The organism is Pedobacter panaciterrae, assembly GCF_013204795.1.
In the GTDB taxonomy this organism is placed as follows: domain Bacteria; phylum Bacteroidota; class Bacteroidia; order Sphingobacteriales; family Sphingobacteriaceae; genus Pedobacter; species Pedobacter panaciterrae.
The window spans coordinates 672,894-693,459 of the sequence record NZ_JABMKW010000008.1 but is presented as its reverse complement, the minus strand read 5'-3'; the positions used below and the strand labels follow the sequence as shown (position 1 = coordinate 693,459).

At 40.3% G+C, this 20,566-nt stretch carries 13 protein-coding genes; 3 read left to right on the top strand and 10 right to left on the bottom strand.

What is annotated here, in order from left to right; all coding sequences use genetic code 11:
• Positions 1-5: 5 nt before the first annotated feature.
• A complete protein-coding gene (locus tag HQN86_RS05255) occupies positions 6-2,891 on the bottom strand; it encodes a sugar-binding domain-containing protein (RefSeq protein ID WP_172659950.1) in 2,886 nt (961 codons plus the stop codon).
• A 2,019-nt stretch (positions 2,892-4,910) separates the two neighbouring features.
• Between HQN86_RS05255 and HQN86_RS05245 the strand changes: the two genes are divergently transcribed.
• The gene (locus HQN86_RS05245; RefSeq protein WP_172659949.1) at positions 4,911-6,566 is read left to right on the top strand and encodes a DUF4932 domain-containing protein; all 1,656 of its coding nucleotides are present in this window, start codon (positions 4,911-4,913) and stop codon (positions 6,564-6,566) included.
• A 756-nt stretch (positions 6,567-7,322) separates the two neighbouring features.
• Here the strand turns inward: HQN86_RS05245 and HQN86_RS05235 are convergent.
• Positions 7,323-8,066, bottom strand: coding sequence for a DUF2625 domain-containing protein (locus tag HQN86_RS05235; RefSeq protein WP_216854323.1), 744 nt, complete (start codon positions 8,064-8,066; stop codon positions 7,323-7,325).
• A gap of 467 nt (positions 8,067-8,533) precedes the next feature.
• Between HQN86_RS05235 and HQN86_RS05230 the strand changes: the two genes are divergently transcribed.
• Entirely contained in the window at positions 8,534-10,090 is a 1,557-nt protein-coding gene (locus HQN86_RS05230; protein WP_172659947.1) for a Fic family protein, read from the top strand.
• 662 nt (positions 10,091-10,752) lie between these two features.
• Here HQN86_RS05230 and HQN86_RS05220 read toward each other — a convergent pair.
• The 8 genes from HQN86_RS05220 to HQN86_RS27135 all read right to left on the bottom strand — a co-directional run bounded on the left by HQN86_RS05220 (position 10,753) and on the right by HQN86_RS27135 (position 19,509).
• Positions 10,753-11,067 (bottom strand): hypothetical protein, encoded by a 315-nt coding sequence (locus tag HQN86_RS05220; RefSeq protein ID WP_172659946.1) that lies wholly within the window; start codon positions 11,065-11,067, stop codon positions 10,753-10,755.
• Between the two features lie 641 nt (positions 11,068-11,708).
• A complete protein-coding gene (locus tag HQN86_RS05215) occupies positions 11,709-14,261 on the bottom strand; it encodes a heavy metal translocating P-type ATPase (RefSeq protein ID WP_172659945.1) in 2,553 nt (850 codons plus the stop codon).
• An 18-nt stretch (positions 14,262-14,279) separates the two neighbouring features.
• Positions 14,280-17,069: a multicopper oxidase domain-containing protein gene (locus tag HQN86_RS05210; protein WP_172659944.1), complete on the bottom strand. Its 2,790-nt coding sequence runs from the start codon at positions 17,067-17,069 to the stop codon at positions 14,280-14,282.
• 18 nt (positions 17,070-17,087) lie between these two features.
• Complete coding sequence (locus HQN86_RS05205) at positions 17,088-17,558, bottom strand: heme-binding domain-containing protein (RefSeq protein WP_172659943.1); 471 nt, start codon at positions 17,556-17,558, stop codon at positions 17,088-17,090.
• A gap of 6 nt (positions 17,559-17,564) precedes the next feature.
• Positions 17,565-18,137 carry a DUF3347 domain-containing protein gene (locus HQN86_RS05200; protein ID WP_172659942.1) on the bottom strand — a complete coding sequence of 191 codons (573 nt, stop codon included), beginning with the start codon at positions 18,135-18,137 and terminating at the stop codon, positions 17,565-17,567.
• Between the two features lie 158 nt (positions 18,138-18,295).
• Positions 18,296-18,784, bottom strand: coding sequence for a DUF3347 domain-containing protein (locus tag HQN86_RS05195; protein WP_099437547.1), 489 nt, complete (start codon positions 18,782-18,784; stop codon positions 18,296-18,298).
• Between the two features lie 109 nt (positions 18,785-18,893).
• Complete coding sequence (locus tag HQN86_RS05190) at positions 18,894-19,334, bottom strand: hypothetical protein (RefSeq protein ID WP_172659941.1); 441 nt, start codon at positions 19,332-19,334, stop codon at positions 18,894-18,896.
• Positions 19,324-19,509: a YnfA family protein gene (locus tag HQN86_RS27135; protein WP_172659940.1), complete on the bottom strand. Its 186-nt coding sequence runs from the start codon at positions 19,507-19,509 to the stop codon at positions 19,324-19,326. Before HQN86_RS27135 ends, HQN86_RS05190 begins: the two co-directional genes overlap by 11 nt.
• Before the next feature lie 386 nt (positions 19,510-19,895).
• Here HQN86_RS27135 and HQN86_RS05180 point away from each other — a divergent pair, with 386 nt between their 5' ends.
• Positions 19,896-20,537, top strand: coding sequence for a Crp/Fnr family transcriptional regulator (locus HQN86_RS05180; protein ID WP_172659939.1), 642 nt, complete (start codon positions 19,896-19,898; stop codon positions 20,535-20,537).
• Positions 20,538-20,566: the final 29 nt, after the last annotated feature.

Genomic DNA, 20,566 nt, shown 5'->3' with positions numbered 1-20,566 from the left:
GATACTTATAAGCTATTTTCACTAGTGAGCTTTTGGATGTCAGCTATATCCATTGATACTTCCGGCATAAAAGCATTTCCCTCCATGTATTTCTGCAGGCTATATAATAATTGTCTTGCCTCCGGACGCTGATCACGATCAGATAGCAGGTCAATAGCGCTAACTATCAGGCTTCCTTTGCCCACTTTACATTCAAATATCAGACCCAGTGGTCGGGCGGTAACCCAATCATCAATGACCCTCAACAAAGGGTTGATTTTTTTACTGAGAGCATCCATTCTTACCACGCTTGAATGGGTGACCGCGTCCCACCATTGCCAGTTACTATGGTACTCTGTTGGGAATGCAGCAAAGGCAGGATGTTCAGGGTTGCACAAGATACCTAGTGTGGTTGGGGGCTGGCTTTTCGTCCAAGCTGTATTCCAAAAGATGCTTGAAAAACCGACCTTGATATCACCGCCCATCTCTGGCTTAACAGATCCCTTTTTTAAAGTCAATAGTACTTTGCCACCGTTGTTTAGTTCCTCGACAGCTTCATCATCCAATACCTGCGTTACCCGCACTTCCTTTGAAATATCAGGCAGAACGGTGGGATAGACAAAAATATCCCATGAATTTTCTGCCGATCCTGTCTTTACCTTTAAAAGTAGCTGTTCTGCAGATTGAATGGTGCTGAATTTTTGGCGGATCGTGCCAATATGCTGACCGTTGCCCAATGCAATATCTACCGGATTAAATTCACCATGGTAGAGGGGGGTGCCATCAGTTTTAGTAATGGTCCAACTTACTTTTGCACCGGCAAGTGCTTTACCTCCGAAGTTTGCTACTTCAACCGGTGCCACCAGCTGCTCGCTGGTGGTATAAATCATGCTGGGAAGCCTGACTAATGGTACAACAGCATTACAAAAACGTCTGTACTCAACTGCGGTCACATAATTTTTTTCTTCCCAGAAAGGATCAAGTACACCTACAAGGGCAGTTCCCTGTCCTGGGAAATCATTTAATCCAAGCAGTTGGAACCCGCCAAAACCAGGAGTCCTCAGAGCCGCTTCAATATCAGCTTTGTAACAGAGGACCTGTAATTTTCCAGAAGCCATCAAGAAACTGTCAGCTAACATATACATTCCGTTTTCTTTCAATCTGTCCTGAAAGATCTCGAAGTTCTTCGGTTTCAGGATGCCAGTGTATTTCTTCATTTCTTTAAAATCCGGATAGACACACCACTGACCGATTTCATGGCTCACCGACGGCTGTTTCCACTTGGATATGATCTCACTCCAGTCGTACGTTGTCGAAGGTTTCCGGCCATTCAGTATACTGTTCAATCCCTCGCCCCACCGCTGTATCCTGGGGTCTGGAGTGTTATTGTAATCGCTTTGATCGACTACAGGCCAGCCTGCACCAGTGGTGTATAGCCTCCTTGTGTCTTTGACTTTCCAGAAGTTGACAAACTTTGTAAGGTAAGTCACATGATTTTTACCGCTAGGCTCGTTGCCGTAAGTCATCATCACAAATGAAGGATGGTTCCCGTAAGTTTTTACCATTCTTTCACTTTCCTTGTAGATATATTCATCTAATGGCCTTCCATCACCTATTACTGCATCTGTGCTGGCCCAAGAGGAACATTCTATCTGCAGATATATTCCCAGTTGATCAGCTGCCGCAAAAGCTGCTTCCGGCGGGCACCAAGAATGAAACCTGACGTGATTTAAACCATAATGTTTAATGGCACTAAAACTTTTGAGCCATGAGGCCAAATCCGTAGGCGGATAACCAGTTCTTGGAAACGAAGCGCAGTCGAGGGTGCCTCGTAAAAATGTAAGCTGGTCATTCATGATAAACTGTGTGCCCCTGGCTTTAAACTCACGCATACCAAATAGGAGCTCCTGTTGATCCGGCAGATTGTTAAGGGTGGTTTTTAGATTGACGGCAAAACGATAGAGATCGGGATGAAATTCATTCCAAAGTAAAGGACGACTACCCATTGCGTATACTAGACTGAGATCAACGCTTTTTCCATTCAGCACCACGTCCTTAACTAAGGTCTTTAACCGTCGAGCGTTTGCCCTAGAAGAAATTGCCGATAAGTTCAGCTGTGCCATGCCTTTAGCTCCTGTCGGGTTGTTAACTTTGAGTTTCACTCTTACCAGTCCGGCGTGAATATCTGGGTATAATTGCAGGTCTGAAACATATATTTTCGGCCTGACCCTGAGCTGTAATGTTCCAACCATACCATTCCAGTTCGTTTGGGTATGATCAGTGATACTATGTGAGTTCATTCCCACGTTAAAGTCCTTTACCCGGTTATCTATCCTCACGGTGATCACGTGTTTACCAGGTGTTAGCAGGTCTTTCAACTGGAATACATGGGCTGTACCCAGACTATTCTCCATTCCTATTCTGACGTCATCTACCCAAACTATTGTTTCCCAGTGGCTTCTCTCAATAAAAAGCTCTGACCATTCGCCCTTCCAGGATGCAGGTATAGTAACGCTTTTCTGATACCAGGCTGCCCCCTTATAGTATTTCTCCGGCTGCAGCCAGAAAGGAATCTTTATGTTTCCCTGCCTCCTGTAATTTGCGTACTGAGGCTGCGAAAACCAGGATGAATCTACGATTTCGCCAGTCCAAGGTGTATGTACAGTGATGTCGTTGCCTTTACCATTGGTCGTCATTGATCCCGGAAGCTTTACTTTTTCCTTGAGTTTGGTACTGTACCATTTCTCAGCAATGCCCCGATCTAGGGAGTCAGTCTGAAACTGCCAGGTGCCTGCCAGATCTATTGCGGCACTCTTCTCAGCTTTTATCTGAGCAAAAGCATCGCATGCTGTAATGATGACCACTGACAGCGCTGCCAGAATATAATTTAAACGTTTTCTAATCTTGTCCATTTGTATTTGAAAGTGGGCTACGCGTATGCTATCAAGCCGGATTCTGGGTAATTAACTGATTACTCTTGATTTCATTCTGGGGTATACTATAATAAATTAGGGTAGTAATTTTCTTGTTCATAGGTTTGTTTTAAAATTTGGTTAGGACACGGGAATTACAGCCCAAAATTTTTATGAAGCTTATCCTGTTTGGGTATATGTTTTAAAATCTGTTCAGGATGAGTTCAGAGTCATATCATTGATATTTGGCGCTCTAAATTAGGGCACAAGATGTACAATATAAATGGACAAACAAACGGTTTTGATGGACAATATCACCATAATATAGCATTATAAACTAAACTAGATTTAAATTATGAGCCTCGAACAGAAATCAAAAAAGTTAAAACAGCTATTGTCCGGATATGACACCGAATGGTTTTTAGGAAACCTAACAGATTTAATGTGTGCAATTGGCGGGAATGGTGCTGACTGTATATTTCCTTCTATTTGAACTGTTGCCTTTTTTGCAACAGTTGCTTCTTGATCCAATTCTTCTTCCTTGTATATGTTACTAAGGTGCCTTGAAATTGTTGATTTATTTTTACCAAACAGTTCAGCCATCTGACTTAATGCTAGCCAGACAGTATTCTACTCAACTTTTACATCAATTGCAGTTTCACCGCTTGGTGTTTGATAAATAACAATTTGTTCAGGACCAACAGCACATTTTCCAGGCCAATAATATTGTAATTGTATTTCCAACAAACAGAAACAAGAAAGCAAAAATCTTCAATTTTGTACAAAAGTTGAATCGAAAAACTGGCGTTGAACTTTGCAGTTTCGCCCCACTATTGCAAAATCCTTGCTATGAGCAGCAATTGTCTTCAGCTAATTCCAATAAATACGTCTATGATTGGATTTCTAAATATATACAAAACTGAAATTACCGCCGCCGTTATTAGATATGATTTCGAATGCCTGATGTCACGCTTATTAAGATTATATATCATTGCTATTGCACAAGCCAATAAAATAATGATTAATGCACCCCAGTTTTCAATGAAAATATGTATGGGCATTTCATAGGTTCTATCAGATGATGCGCCTTCCCCAAATGTCGCCCAATATATTAGCGGAATACCAAGCATATATAGAAAAACACAAATAAATAGTATAAGAATGAAGACAATTGATAGGTGTCCCAAAGCAGTTTTTACGTTTAGGATTTCCTTCATATTGTGTTTTGGGTTAAACATTTTGTAGTTGCTTATAGCAGATTAATGTGGACTTTATTTTGTTTAATAAATCATTTGCTTGAGCTATTGTCAACCAATCTACTATTCTGTCTTGCCTGTTTACGTTTGTCATCACGACGATTGATTGGTTGGAGTTTGAGAATAAGTAATTTGGTCTAATAAGAAAACGTGTCCTCTCATACTTAAGTCAAGGATATAAACTTCTTGTATTTCTGATTTCAGATAAGTTTTAGTCTTGCTAAATAATTTGTTTTTCTGTCTTACGCACATTTTGTTCGGTGAGATTTCTAAAACAGTTTTTCCAAATGTATTCCATAGCCATACATAAAGTAAAAATGTAAAAAATGCAAAAGGTATAACAGCGGAAATCAAATAGGTAAATATTTATGTTAGTGGATCCTACGGCTTTAATCATCAGCAAGCCTTAATGAACACTTAATTCATTGATTTTACATTACTCGCCTCATTTTAAAAACCGCCAAAATTGTGGAAGAACCATTTTCAACGGAACATACACCCAGACGTCACCCCGGTTTTTAATCCAGCTTTTATCTACTCATCACATTTTATTGGGGTTTCGTCACATTTTTTCATAGCGCCTCCTGGATGATGCTACTTTCACTCCAGCAAGGGGACGGTGGAGCAAAAAAAATTAGAAATACCATAATCGTTTATAATCCTTATGAATTATTAATGAAAAAGGTGCAACATGGAAGGAGCTATCAGCGTCCTATCGCTTGAGCTCGGCCCTGAACAAACACGAACGCTAAATACATAACATATGAAAAAAATAACCTTTCCCCTCTTTGCTGTTATATTGCTTGCTGTTTTTACCACTGAAGCATTCAGCGGGACATCCGGAGCCAAATTCAGGAAAAACACGATCGTTTTAAATGAGGTGAATTTCTCGGTTGATCCGAGAATCGAACTGTTTCATACGATGGAGGTATTGGCTGGCGTTCCGGTAACCAATTTTATAGACCTGGATTATAAGCAAAAAATGGCAGCGGCATTTACGCTGTACAAAGACCATCAGCTCTTTGCCTATCTTTCAAAAAATCCATTGTACGGAAAACTCTTTACCACAATTGACGGGCCGATCTGGTTTATGCTGCACATGACACAGGAGCTGGATTGGCGCAAGGATATTGAAGTATCAGAAAAGAAAAATCCTGCACTGGATTCATTGCGTATCCTGATGAAGGATTTTTGCCGGAAATCAAATTACGCCGCTTTTTTTAACAGCAATTCGGATCTCTATCAGATATCGCTAGCTACCCTGGCGTATAACCTGCCTGATTTTGATGAAAAGAACAGACTGATGGACTATTGCGGGGCGAAGGATAAAAAGCAGGTTCAGTTTAACGTGATCCTGAACTTTTTAGGCTGGGGGAATTTTGGACCAAGAATATTCAAAAGGGACGGCGCGGAACTGTATGCGGTGATCTCCCCGGAAAAAACAGCGATCAGGGTGCCGACTTTTGACGTCCGAGGGCTCTATAAGTTGCTTTGGCATGAGTTCGCGCATTCCTTCGCTAATCCTGCTGTGGAGAAAATCCAGGATCAGTTTGAGCCCATGGGGCATTTACTAGAACCAATCCGCGAGTCCATGAAGGCGCAGGCTTATCACTCCTGGCCGGTAGTTTTCAAAGAACACCTCACAGAGGCAATTGCCTGCCGGATGGCGGCCCTGAAATTCGGAGAAGAGGCTGCAGATTTGAACTATTTCAGGTTCCAGAAAGGAATGCGCTGGATCTACTTAAATCCGTTGATTGCGGCTTTAAAGCACTATGAGTCCAACCGGTCGAAATATCCAACGCTCGACAATTTTATGCCGGAGATCGTGAAGGCTATGAAGTCTATTCAGCAGAGCGACATTGACCGGTGGATGGCGGAAACGGAGCAGATCAGAAAGCCTGACCTTGCTGCTATTCCGCAGATCGGGGACATCTATGATAAGAAAAACATCCTGTTTATTTATTCAACAGCCGAAACCGACCAGGTTGCAGACCGGAAGCTGAAAGACTTCATGAACGGTTTTAAAAACAGGATTGGCTCGCTCAAAGAAGCAAAAATGGTAGCCGATACCGCTGCGCTGAAAATGGATTTAACGGGCTACAACCTATCTGTCTGGGGAAGCGTCAAGGGGAATAAGTTTCTGGAAAAGTACATGCCGCAAATCCCGCTGCATGTCGGAGATGAAAAGGTAATCGCTGAAAATATTTATGCAGGAAAAGGCTACGGAATCTTGATCGGCTGGGTAAATCCGGTCAACCCGCAAAACATGATGGCGGTGTACACTGGTCAGAGCCCGGCGGATGTGGTAGACTTTAACCAGATCATAAATGGAAGTGGCAACTACCATATTTTCCAGAACTTTACTACACTCCGGCAGGGGAATTTCAGTAGGCAGGCACAGGTTTGGGTAGCAAAGTAGATGGGTTTCATCAGCTAAAGTCGTGATATATGCGTATTTCGGGGAAAGTGGTTCTTCGCCTATTTTCGTAATTCTTGAAATAAACTGGCATTTTATCGTTAGTAGGTCTTGAAGGCCAACAAAGCAATCTTCAATAAAACCAATCAATTTAAGGGTGTTTCAGTAGATAACGAAACAGACAGCTTCATCATCTATGTTTTTAAGCAAGAATATTCGTCTGCGCAAGGCCCACAGTAAAAGGCAGGCAAAAAAAGCAAGGTGACAGTGGCTTTCCTGATAGTTAGGTTCATCGTTTTATTGCATTTAGTTTCCTGTTAATATTGGCAATGCTGTCCAGCAACGCAATATTCTGCCGCTTCATACTGTCAATCTGTAATTGTATCGCCGCATCTCTTAAACGTGACCTGCCATCGGGTGAAGATTGTTGTCCGCAGGAAAATAGGCAGAACAACAACATAATGCACATAAATTTCATCATCATTTGATTGTTTACATTATAGGTTGCGAAAATTCGAAAATACTTACATCATCACCGAAATAATTCCTCTAAGTAAGCAGGATCAACAAGCGCTGCTAATGCATGAAAATGTGGTATCAGTTTTGTTGGCTTCCTAGCTAAACACGCATTCAAACCCATAGCTCAGCCGGAAAGCACCATTGTACCTGATGTCGGGTTGGCATCCATTAGTCCCTCCACAACTTAACACAAATTCAGCCTTTTTGAAATATATGCCTTTTTTAATGAAGCGGCTGTTTTTATTTATCAAGCCCAAGTTGTTTCCGCATATCAAGGTTTAAACTGTATTGCTCTTCAACCGAAACTGCTTTTCGTGTATTTTTATTTATGTCTTTACCCTCCTTTGTCCAAAGAAATGGATAAAAACTAAAAACTTTGTCGCCGTCTAACTTTGAAACTTCGTCTCTCCATTTTGTCCACCGGTTGCCTTTATAAAATTTGTCTAAGTCGTTGTTAAAACAAAATTGTAGAAATTCTGTATATGTAATGTCAAGCGATTCATACTCTAAATTGTCAGGCGAAAAATAATAGATTTTTCCAAAGTCCTTGCCAAGCCCACCGCCGTTCAAAAGGTAAAGTCCGCCAACAGCGTCGTCAGCGATAAGCAAAAATGATGGTATTTCTCCAAATTCTTTAAATGATTTTCCTTTGTTCCAATCTGGAAGTGTCCGACCAAGTTTTGCATTGCCCGAACCAAGAATTCTAATCCAACCATCATCAATTAAAAGCCCACCTGTCATATAAACAACTGCACCCATTGGCGAACGTGTTGTCACTTGGATTTTATACAAAGCGTCTTTTGCTTTTACTGTATCAACCGCCAAAATTTCAACTTTGTTTTTGGCAGATTTAATCCAATCTTTTACAAGTGTCCAACCTGAGTCGGTCTTATTTATTAGTTCGTCAACTGGTCGCATTTTGTTTTGTGCTGTCGTTGTCAAAGTTATTAGGGTCAGTATTGTTGCAATAAAATGTCGTGTCATAATAGGGGTCTGTAAAATAGCCGCTTACTCTTAAATATACGCAAGTCTTCTAGATGGTAAAATAATTAAAATATACGCTAAGCATTATTAATTTGCAATTTCTTATACGTTTTTTGGCTACTCTTTTCACAAAGTGTAAAGCTCAAATGCAGGACATATTTAACTAAACAGAACACAGACAGGCAATACAATTAGGACTATTAAAGGAGAGGTAAACAGATAATAATCATATATTTGCAATAAGCAATAGAACTAACACAACGACAAGCAATAGAAATAACGCAACAACAAACAATAGAAACAACACAACAATAAACAATAGAAATAACACAACTATAAAATATGAATAGATATTATTGAATCTATTAAGAAACGACGTAACAAAAAAGAACTCTAAGGAGGAAGTGTTAATTCAGCAGGAGTTAACAGACTGATAAGAAACACCAGCAGAACAAAATCAAAAGGCTATGGCAACACCAAAGGAAAAATTTGCAGAAGCATTAGTAACGCTAAAAGAACTTCAGGAAAAAGGATCTGCAGGAATCCATACAGATGAAATCCCAAGCCGTTCCCAACGGGAGATCCTTTTGAAGAATGGCTTTATAAAAGAAGTCTCTAAAGGCTGGTATATCTCATCTAACCCTTCTGAAGTCCCAGGAGATACAACATCCTGGTACAGCTGTTATTGGGATTTCTGCACCAAATTTATTCGGCACAAGTATGAAGGAAACTGGTGCCTTTCGGCAGACCAATCGCTCGTGCTACATGCGGGTAATTGGACAGTACCCACACAACTTCATCTGCGCTCACCAAAAGCAAATAACAGCCCCATTTCCTTCCCCCATAACACCTCTCTGTTCAATTATAGGGCTGAAATTCCTGCGAAGGAATTGATGACTACCATCAATAACCTCCAGGTGTACAACCTGCAAGCAGCACTGATATATAGCACCGAAGGGATCTATCGATCAAAACCACTGGATTGCCGCATCACCTTAGCCAGTATTAGCGATGCTTCAGAACTATTACCTATTTTGCTTGACAATGGTCACTCTACCATTAGCGGTAGGTTGAGCGGTGCGTTCCGGAACATTGGAAGGGATAGGATTGCTGACCAAATCATTGATACGATGAGACAAGCGGGATATGACATCAGAGAATATGACCCCTTTCAGGAAAAATTACAAATAGCGATCAGCCCACGTGAGCGATCCCCTTTTGTCAATCGCATACGGTTGATGTGGCAGCAAATGAGTGAAATCATTATAAAAGATTTCCCGAAAGCTCCTGGTGTACCGGCAGATCAGGAAGCTTATATTAAAATAGTAGATGAAGTGTATCTAACAGATGCTTACCACTCTCTTTCCATTGAACGTTACAAAGTTACCCCTGAGCTCATTGCTAAAGTGAGCAGCGGTGAATGGGACAAAGATAGCTCCCAACAAGACCGTAAACAGAAAGATGCTATGGCTGCAAGAGGTTATTTCCAAGCCTTTCAGGAAGTAAAAAAAACATTGGAAAAAATCCTACAGGGAGAGAACGCTGGATTGCAAGCAGATAAAGACCATCAGAAATGGTACCGGGAACTTTTTGATCCGAGTGTACAAGCTGGAATACTAAAAGCTTCAGATCTGGCTGGCTACCGGAGTCACCAAGTCTATATCAGTTCATCAAAGCACGTACCACTGAGTGTTGAAGCTATGCGTGATGCCATGCCTGAATTATTTGAACTCTTGCAAAAGGAACAGCATCCTGCAGTAAGGGCAGTCCTGGGCCACTATATTTTTGTCTTCATCCATCCTTACATGGATGGCAATGGTAGAATAGGCAGATTTTTAATGAATACAATGCTCGCCTCAGGGGGATATCCATGGACAGTGATACCAGTGGAGAAAAGGGATGAGTACATGAAATCACTGGAAACTGCCAGCGTCACTGGTGACATCAGTGTCTTCTCAAAATTTATTGCCTATCTGGTTGCTGAAAATATGAAAGGGAAACCAGTCGCTCACTTGCCAAGTTAACCGACAGCGTCATAAACCTCAACAGCAGATAAAGACATGGATCAGAAAGATGTACTTTACATATATACGGACCGTCAATCTTGAAATTACTTGTCGTTTATAAAGTTATAGACGGATAAGACCTACTGAAATGATCAGGTCCAAATTATAATGTTCCAGATCTCTGGATACTTTTCTTTCGCCTTCCTGCCGAACTATTCGCAAATACCGACCAGTTGAATCTTTATCTAATCCCTTAGACTCAAAATGTTTTTGATATGCTCGCTGATGTTAGCTTTGCTAGATTTAAATAAGTCGACAATCTGGTTTTGGTAAGTCAATTTGTTTCATACTCAATTTTAATGTCAATTCCAGTTTCACCGTCAGGTGTTTGATAAATATTTACTGGCTTTGAGTAAGGTTTACAGATTTATATGCTCTGGTCATATCATAACTATTAAGAATAGGATAAGGGGCAAATAATACCCCTTATCCTATTCTTAATTCGAATGGTCAAAAGTAAATAATTTGTTTCTAAACATCATTCAACAACTTTCACAGATTATGTTGTGCAGTTACAAGCTCTTTTATATCCTCACTCGTAGCAATAGCACAGGCAGGAAAGGTGGCTCGTATCATCTTAACTAATGCCTGTTCATTTACACCCTCATTTACACCTTCATTTACACCTTCACCTTCCCTCCTGCTTTGTCTTCAGCATTAACCTTACCATTTACACCTTCATATAATACTTCTACTTCAATTCTTGCCGGCAGTTTAGTCAGAAAACAGGTGCAATCCCGACCTGTATCATAGGTTGGCTCTGGCGATCCGTTGCTTACCATCGCATGATAAATTGTAGGGAAACCAGTACCCCCGGCCTTCGGATAGCCGAAGTTCCTTAAGAAAGCTAAATAAGCATCAAACATTCCTTTAGGCTCCCTGATATAATTGATATTATTTACAACAATTTCCTCTGTTAATACAGAATCTGTCATGGTTTGATTTTTAATAGTTAGCATATTCAACTAGGCGTACAACCTGATAATCTTCGGTTCGGGTTTGTCTTCTGGCTCACTGCTGGGCTCTGGCGAGGTGACCAAATCCGCTGGCTTGTCATTTTCCTGATCCCCCACATTAGCTTCCACATTAATCAGTCCCTTGTCACGCAATTTTTCATCCAGGCCGGCCATATCCGCTGCGACTTTAATGTCTAAGATTTTAGCATAATGTTGGGTGGTCTTGATATTTGTATATTTCGCAGATAGTGGTTCTTCCCCAATTTTGGTGGTTCTTCAAAATGAAGTGAGTAATGTAAAATCAATGAATTAAGTGTTCATTAAAGCTTGCTGGTGATTAAAGCCGTAGGGTTCTCTAACATATGAGAATCATGATCAATGTTAGTTCCCGCAAAAAATAATACAAAGGAACCACCGAGCTAATAATCTTGTATCAACTTGAAAAACAGTTATTTACAAAAAGGAATTGCTTGTCTGTTATATTTTTCACCACCAAAATTGGGGAAGAACCATTTTGGACCGTAATATGAGGCCACGTTCCGCGAAAGAGGTGGCCACATATGGAATAATCCCCACTTTATCTTCCATAATTAATGTGATTAAATGTATTTAATTAAAAATTAGTCAATTCTTGCACTCTTAAGGCGCAGTGAGTTCAGAATAACGGATACTGAACTGAAGCTCATGGCAAGCGCAGCTATCATCGGTGACAGTAAAATTCCAAAAAACGGATATAAAAGTCCCGCAGCCACGGGTATTCCCAATACATTATATCCAAGGGCAAAGAATAAGTTACCTTTAATATTGCCCATTACCTTGTGGCTTAACAAACGGGCTTTTGCAATACCATTCAAATCGCCCTTTACAAGGGTAATTGCTGCACTTTCAATAGCAACATCTGTCCCAGTACCCATCGCAATGCCAATATCAGCCTGTGATAATGCCGGGGCATCATTAATACCATCGCCTGCCATCGCCACTTTTTTTCCTTCGGCTTGCAATTTTTTCACTTCGTTCAATTTATCCTCCGGTAACATCCCGGCTTTGAAACCATCTAAATTTAAGGTTTGACTAACTGCCCTTGCTGTATCTTCATTGTCCCCTGTAAACATGATTACCTTTAAACCTTCTTCCTGAAGTTTTTTGATAGCGGCAGCACTTGAGGGCTTGATTTTATCAGAAATAACCACAAAGCCAACAGCTTTATGCCCAACAGCTAAATAAGAAACTGTCTTACCTTGTTTTTGTGCGGTCATAACCTGCTCTTCTAATTCAGGATCAATTTCAGCTTTAACGTGTTCCATTAATTTCTGGTTGCCTAAAGCAAGTTTTTCCTGTTTCAATGTACCCATTACACCTTTACCAGTTACAGCTTCAAAGTTTGTGATAGGCTGAATACTGATCTTTTTCTCTTCCCCGTAACGAAGCGTTGCCTGTGCTAAAGGATGCTCACTGCTGCTGTTCAATGCTACGATTCTTTCAAGGACTTTCTTTTCATCAAAATCTGGGTTTACACTAATGACCTTTTCAACCGATGGTTTCCCTTCGGTTACTGTTCCAGTTTTATCAATAATCACGACATCAATTGCATTCATTTTTTCCAACGATTCTGCATTCTTAATCAACACCCCAGACTGTGCGCCTTTTCCTACGCCCACCATTACAGACATCGGCGTCGCCAAACCAAGCGCACACGGACAGGCTATAATCAATACAGCGATAGCATTTACAAAAGCGTAAACATATGCAGGATCAGGCCCATACATTGCCCATGCTACGAAGGTAGCTATGGCAATCAACACCACTACAGGGACGAAATAACCTGAAATCTTATCGGCCATTTTTTGGATAGGTGCTTTTGAACGACTTGCAGAATTCACCATTTCAATGATTTGGGACAACAGTGTTTCCGAGCCTACTTTCTCCGCAAGCATGACAAAGGTTTTATTACCATTGATTGTTCCAGAGCTAACTTTGTCCCCAGGTTTCTTTTCCACCGGAACAGGTTCACCTGAAATCATAGATTCGTCAATCGTCACTTCTCCAACTTTAATACTGCCGTCAACAGGTATCTTCTCTCCCGGCTTCACCCGTAACATGTCCCCCTTCTGAATGTCATCTATGGAAACTGTGGTTTCTTTTTCGCCTACAATCCTGGTAGCGGTATTGGGTGCCAGTTTCAACAGTTCTTTAATAGCACTGTTTGTTTTCCCATGCGCTCTGGCCTCTAAAAGCTGACCAAGCAAGACTAAAGTCAGGATAACAGTTGCTGCTTCGAAATAAACATAGACCGTACCGTGATGGGTTTTAAACTGGTTTGGAAAAACATCAGGAAAAAGCAGGGCGACAAGACTAAATAGCCAAGCCACCCCCGCACCAATACCAATCAAAGTAAACATATTTAATTTCCATGTAATTATGGATTGCCATGCGCGCTGAAAGAACATCCATGTTGCATAAAACACCACAGGGATAGAAAATGCAAACTGAACCCAGTTCCAATATTTCAATTCCATCAATTTGAAAATCGGATTACCTGGTATCATCTCAGACATTGCAATCAAAAAGACAGGTATGGTAAAAACCGTTGCGACCTTAAACTTACGCAAAAGCGTTTCATAAGTTTTATCCTCCTCTTCCAAATTTACACCCAATGGAACCAAATCCATTCCACATATCGGACATGAACCAGGCTGATCTCTGATAATTTCGGGGTGCATAGGACAAGTAAATTGAGTGGCTTGCTTTAATACCGGCTGCTTCAGCAAGTCCATTCCACAAACCGGGCAATGACCTGGTTTACCATAAGTTTTATCTCCTTCACAATGCATCGGACAATAATATACCTCTCCGGTTTCTTCCTTGTTAACCTTAACCGGAGCAGCGCCATGACCCTGAGGGGCTGAAACATGATGTTGGTGACCAGAATGATCTGGACTGTGTTTATCTGCGGCAATCTTTTGAAAGCCGGACATTTCAATCCTGTAATTTCCAGCAGCAGAAAGCGTTTCCTGCAATTTTTCAGTAGTAATATGCTTATCCATCGTAATCGTTGCCTCAGCTGGTTCCAAGGTAACCTTAGCAGAAATCCCGTCAATACTATTCAAGGCATCTTCAACTTTACTACGACAGCCCTGACAGGTCATTCCGATTATTTTATAGGTATGCTTCATGATGTAAAGATTAATTGGTTAATAATTTAATGTTAGTCCGGCGCCATAACCCATATCACTGTCATAGTGGGTGGACAGGCCAAAATATTTGGTGACGATGTATCTAAACCCCGCCATATACTCTTTATCGGTATTGACCATAAATTGAAAGCGCAATCTTTTGGATATAGGTACATCTTCTCTCATCAATTGAAATCTCACGTTTCCTTTATGATCGACAGAAGCATCTGCAACAATTAACATTGGCAAAGTGTATTGTACCCCCAAATGAAATACCTGTCTAAAGTTTTTGGTATTGCCCTGTCCGAAAAGATTATCCCCGGGTGCTGTAGATTGCCCAAAAATATTCTTTTCCATCGGATCAACCGTTCGTTTACGGAAATCCCAACCAACATAGGGAAAGAGCCATTGATTTCTTCCAAGGTATCTCCCAAAATGACTTTCGTTTTCATAACCATGATGGGATTGAAAACCCACTCTCCATTCGGTAGTAAAACGGTATCGGGTATTGGCCAGCATGATTTCACCGTCACTTCCATTGCTTTCAATTCCAACTCTCGCCATGGGATGAAATTCCCTGTCATCACTAAACAACTTACGCTGCGCTAATTTAGGGTTAGGAATTTCTGGATTAGGCGGAGAGTTTTCATAACTGAACACTCTGCCCATTCCGCTCATCATGTGGTACAGAATATGGCAATGGAAAAACCAATCACCACCTGGTTCTGATGCTGCAAATTCAAGAGTATCCCTTTCCATGGGCATAATGTCGATGATGTTCTTCATGGGAGCATATTCGCCTTGTCCATTGACAACCCTGAAATCATGACCATGCAGGTGCATAGGGTGGCGCATCATACTGTTGTTAAACAAAATGATCCGAACGTTTTCTCCTTTCTTAATCAGGATTTTATCACTTTCTGAAACCGTTTCATTATCCAAAGTCCAGACATATCGGTTCATATTCCCTGTTAGATCAAACTTTAGCTCTTTCCACGGGCCACTAGGTAAAGTCGTTTTCTTTGGATCACGAAGCATATTATAGTTCAACGTAACGATGTCAGGACTTTCCGCTGTCATATCCATACCTGCCATGTTTTTTTCGTTAGACATTTGCATCCCCGGCATAGCTGCTTTTTTGTTTTCTTTTTTCGGGGTCTCTTCACCCGTTACTTCGGGATACATTACCGTGTTCATGTCCATAACCTGGTTCTGCATTTTCATGCCTTCCATTTCGATCATGTTGCCGTTCATATCCATCATGTCATTCATCATCTTCATTCCGGCAAAATATTTCAGCTTAGGCAGTTTTTGAGCAGGAACTTTTTCTCCCTTACCCAACCAAAGGGAAGCAGATTTGGTGCGGTCTTCGGGCGTAACCAAAAATTCGTAGCTTTTATTTTCGGGAATGGTGACCACCACATCATACGTTTCGGATACAGCTATAATTAGCCTGTCAACTTCTACAGGCTCGACATCATTTCCATCGGTAGCTACCACGGTTATTTTACCACCGGAATAAGTTAACCAGAAATAATCAGATGCCCCGCCATTGGCAATACGAAGTCTTACCTTATCTCCGGCTTTAAATTGTGGCTGCTCATTTTGGTTCTTACCATTGATCAGAAAAGTATCATAGTACACATCACTTACATCCATTGCATTCATACGCTTCCACTCATTGGCCACTTTGGTTTTAAAATGACCTGTTCTAATGGCTTCGGCATAACTTTGGGTCGTTCCTTTTTTAATGGCAAACCAATCGTTGGCATTTTTCAGGCTTCGGTGTACTTCTTCTGGTTTCATATCTGTCCATTCACTAAGTACCACCGGAACGGTTGGAATGTCCCATTCTTTTCTTTTGTTCATGATAAAAGCACCATACATACCAATCTGCTCTTGCAATTCGCTATGGCTATGGTACCAATGAGTGCCATGCTGAACAATTGGAAATTTATAGATGTAAGTAGAATGCGGCTTAATGGGCATTTGGGTTAGAAATGGCACACCATCCATTTTATTCGGCAAAAACAGGCCATGCCAATGCAGAGAGGTTTCTTCATCGAGTTTATTATGTACATATATCAATGCTGTATCGCCTTGGGTAAAAGTGAGTGTTGGCATTGGTATCTGTCCGTTTACAGCTATTGCCCTTTTTGTTTTTTTTCCAAAGGTTACTGTAGTATCGGCAATATAAAGATCATAGCGAACAGTACGGGGTGGTTGAGTAAAAGCAATGGTTTTGATGGGGCCCAAATTCGATTTGGCTTTTTTAATGTTTTCCATTGTAGCACTATTGTCTCCCATCTGCATACCTTCCATGTTCTCCATTCCATCCTTTGGAGCATCTTTCATAGGCATCTGCATTTCGTCATGTTTGGTGGGAGCTGCTTTAGCTTTTTCAGGTACCAATTTCATTCCACACTTAGGACAATTGCCTGGCTTGGGTGCATGAATTTCGGGATGCATTGGACAGGTGTAAGTTACCTTCTGCGCTGACTCATCGCTGTCTTGCTTTTTATCAGGCATTTTCATATTTTCCATGCCTTCTTTTTTTGATGGAGCCGTCTTTTTCTCTTTTGCCCCAGGTTTCGGTTTAGCAGCCTTTACCTTTTGAACAACGAGTTTCATGCCACATTTAGGACAATTACCAAGCTTGTTGGATTGTATTTCCGGGTGCATTGGGCAAGTGTAAATAACCCGCGACTGCTTCGTACTTTCATTGTCAGGCATTTTCATTTTCTTCATATCCTGGGCAGAAACCGCAGAATAGAAGATCAATAAGAAAACCGTTAGTATATTTTTCATTTCTTTGATGATTAATGGTTAGTTAAAATTCTTTTTGTTTAAACTATCCTTTGAATTTTGTACCCAGTTCATTAGCAACAATTTTTCCGTTTTAGTCAAAATGGCATTTCTATGGATCAGGGTATAGGAGTTCAGGGGCATACTGCCATCCTTTAAACTATTTTCTATTGAGCGCAGTTTACTTTGCTGTCTTCTTGAGGTATAAGAACCAAATTCGCTAAAATTTAATTCAGCTTTCCCGGATTGAATATGATTGTTCATAAACCAGTGCATGGGCTGCATATTAGCATACCAGGGATACTCAGTATTATTACTATGGCAGTCATAACAGGCTTTTTTTAGAATACCCTGTACATCTGAGGGTACAGAAACTATTTTAGAAATATCATTTGGCATAACCTGCCTGCTTTTATTGCGGGCAGGTTGTACAAATTGAATAAGTATAAAGATCACCAATAGTCCAAGAAGTATTTTCTTTATGCCTTTCATGGCCTATTATTTTAATTCTTCTTTAACAGTACCGCAAGTTGGCATGGCTTTTCCCAGATAAGGGTTTTTAATATCCTTTACTTCGCTCAACCAGATTGCTCCCTTATTGTTATTGTACATCGGGCAGTGATCCACATACAGCGATTGATTAGCGCCAAGTAGTTTAACGAGGTCGTACATATCCTTACTCAACATATCAAAATGTTCACGCTGGTGTGCAATATTTCCAACATTAGCTCCAATATGCTCGGCATGTTCTTTAGCATCATCGTATATATCGGTATAAGCTTTATCCTGTTCTGGAGTTAAAGATTTTTTGTCGAAACTGGCAAAGGCAGTTACCATTTCATTTCCTGCTGCTGCCGCGTCTTTATCATTGTCATTTGTAAAGGCATTTTTTAATTTGAGGTATGAGGCTAATACTGCGGCAGTAGAAGTACCTTTTTCTGAAGATCCAGATGCAACGGCCGTTGTTACTGTAGCATCTTCGGAAGTGGTTGATTTAGTTTTATTACTACCATTAGAGCAGGCTGCTAAAAATAATAAGGAAAAAACTGAACTATAAATTAATGTTTTCATCGTGTTTAAATTAAAATCGTTTTAAATGTTTGATTACCTGCTTAGCGGAACAAAGTGTATTTATGTGATCCTATGGCAGAATTGTTCAATAAAATCCACATGTCAATTGCATACCAGAACACCCAATAAAGGTGAAGCTGAGGAATTAACAAACAGAATTACTTTAGAGTTTCTTTAACTGCCCCGCAGGTTAGCATTTGTTTACCGAAGTAGGGATTTTTGATCGCCTCATTCTCAGAAAGCCAATAACTCTTTTTCATTGGGCAATAGTCATAATAAACCGGGTCTTTAGTAAGTTTTACTGCCTTAGCCAGTTTAAAAAGATTTGTTGAAAAATTAGCGAAATGCTCCCTTTGGTGGGCAATGTCTTTTGTTTCTGAGATATGTTTGGCATCAAATGCAAGTTTATCCTGAAACCCCATGAAGGCTGTCATTTCTGCTTTGGGCATAGACTTCATGTCAACACTTGCCAATGCTTTAGAAAATTCGCTTGCTTTTGATGCTGCCACTGCCGCATCAGAGTTTACTAAGGCATTTTTGATGTCATAGTAAGAAGTTAACAATGATTGTGTCTGAGTACTTTGAGCGAAACTCGGGTTGATCCATGCAGTTGCAATTACAGCAACTACTAAAAATATCTTTTTCATGATGTAATAATTTAATGTTTATACTAATTCTTGGCCATAGCAATAGCTATGCGAAGTGTATCATATGCCGATACCCTATTTTACCGGGTCCAACATCTCACATTAAATCTTATATCTGAAAACTTTGAATGTCTATGCGAATGTCCCTGTTAGGCGGTCTTTCTCTGTGATCTGCATAGGCGCCCCGACCAAGTTCAACATCGGTTACGGGAATTAATAAAGAGTAAGAATGATCAGTAAGCCACAATACAGGTAAAACTACCTGCACTTTGCTCATTTCAGGAACTAATTTGCTTTGAGTAGCCAAATCATTCACTAAAGTTTTACAGCAAGGATCTTCTTTTGTAAAATTCTGCCCAGATATTGGGGTAGTTTTGTGTTCATGTCCACCTGCATGATGGTGACCATGATCTTTGTGTCCATGATGAGTAGGTTTAGCATGGGAATGATTTTCATCATGATGATCCACCTCCATTGCTAAAGCACAGCCAAAACCCACAACGGTATTGAGCAAAAATATCACTAACAGAAAGATAGCTTTACTTTTCATGATTAAACAAACCTATATAATTATGCAAATATAAATTTACATAATTCCGCATTTTTTTTACATCTAAATAGCGCCTATACGCTAACAACCCACCGTATGCAGCATAGATTCTTCCAAAATTTGCTGTCTGCCAATGTAAAACGAAACCATAAGCATCTGGTACTGAATGCTCCAATTAAAAAATTTATGCATTTTTCCCTCGGAATATCTACCTTTTGCAATACTCTATTTTTAAACCTTCTATCGAAAATTTCGGCATAAATCTCTAAATAAGGAAGCTCCAACATAATTTAATAAAAAACCTGATAATCGTTCAACTAAAGATACATTGCGCTCAAGCATTCTGTTCTAGTTTTAGCATTGATCTAAATCAAATATAGTTCAGTATGAATGGCTCACAGTTAATTGAAACATTTCGCACAACTTTTTGTAATTTCATTAGATTCGTGTTACTAAAATCCAGCAAATAACGCATGGTGATGACCTTGGATTCTCAATTAGGCAGTTCATCTGCATATTTAGTGAATTAGTAATTTTGCAAACAATAACACTCCATGAAAAATGAAAACTGAAACCATACAAAGCTATATAGATTCCCATTTTTCTTTTTTTGAGCCTGACTTAAAAAAAGTTTTAATTGAAAACGGCACACTAAAAACATTTGTTGCAGACGAAATGCTCATGCAAACTGGGCAAAATATGCGGTCCACGACGCTAATTGTTGAGGGATTGGTGAAGCTGTATCGTGAGGGAGACGACGGCAATGAGTTTTTTATGTACTACCTGCAACCGGGCAATGCCTGTGCCTTGTCTATGATCTGTGCAACCAAGCAAGAAACCAGCGAGGTGATGGCTAAGGCTGTTGAGCCAACAATTGGCTTGATGATTCCAATATCGCTAATGGATACCTTAATGAAGGAATACAAGACCTGGTATTACTTTGTACTGGAAACCTACAGAAATCGTTTTGAAGAATTATTGACCGTTATCGACAACATTGCTTTTAAGAGTATGGATGAACGATTGGCATTTTATCTGGAAAAACAATTCAAGGATTTAAAAACCAGATCATTATCCGTCACGCACGGGGATATCGCCAACGACCTGAATTCTTCACGAGAGGTGATCTCCAGATTATTAAAAAAAATGGAGCAGCGTGGCGAAGTCGCCTTACACAGAAATTACATTCAATACCTCAAATAACTCATCGGTGACCTAAGTCACCTTTATTG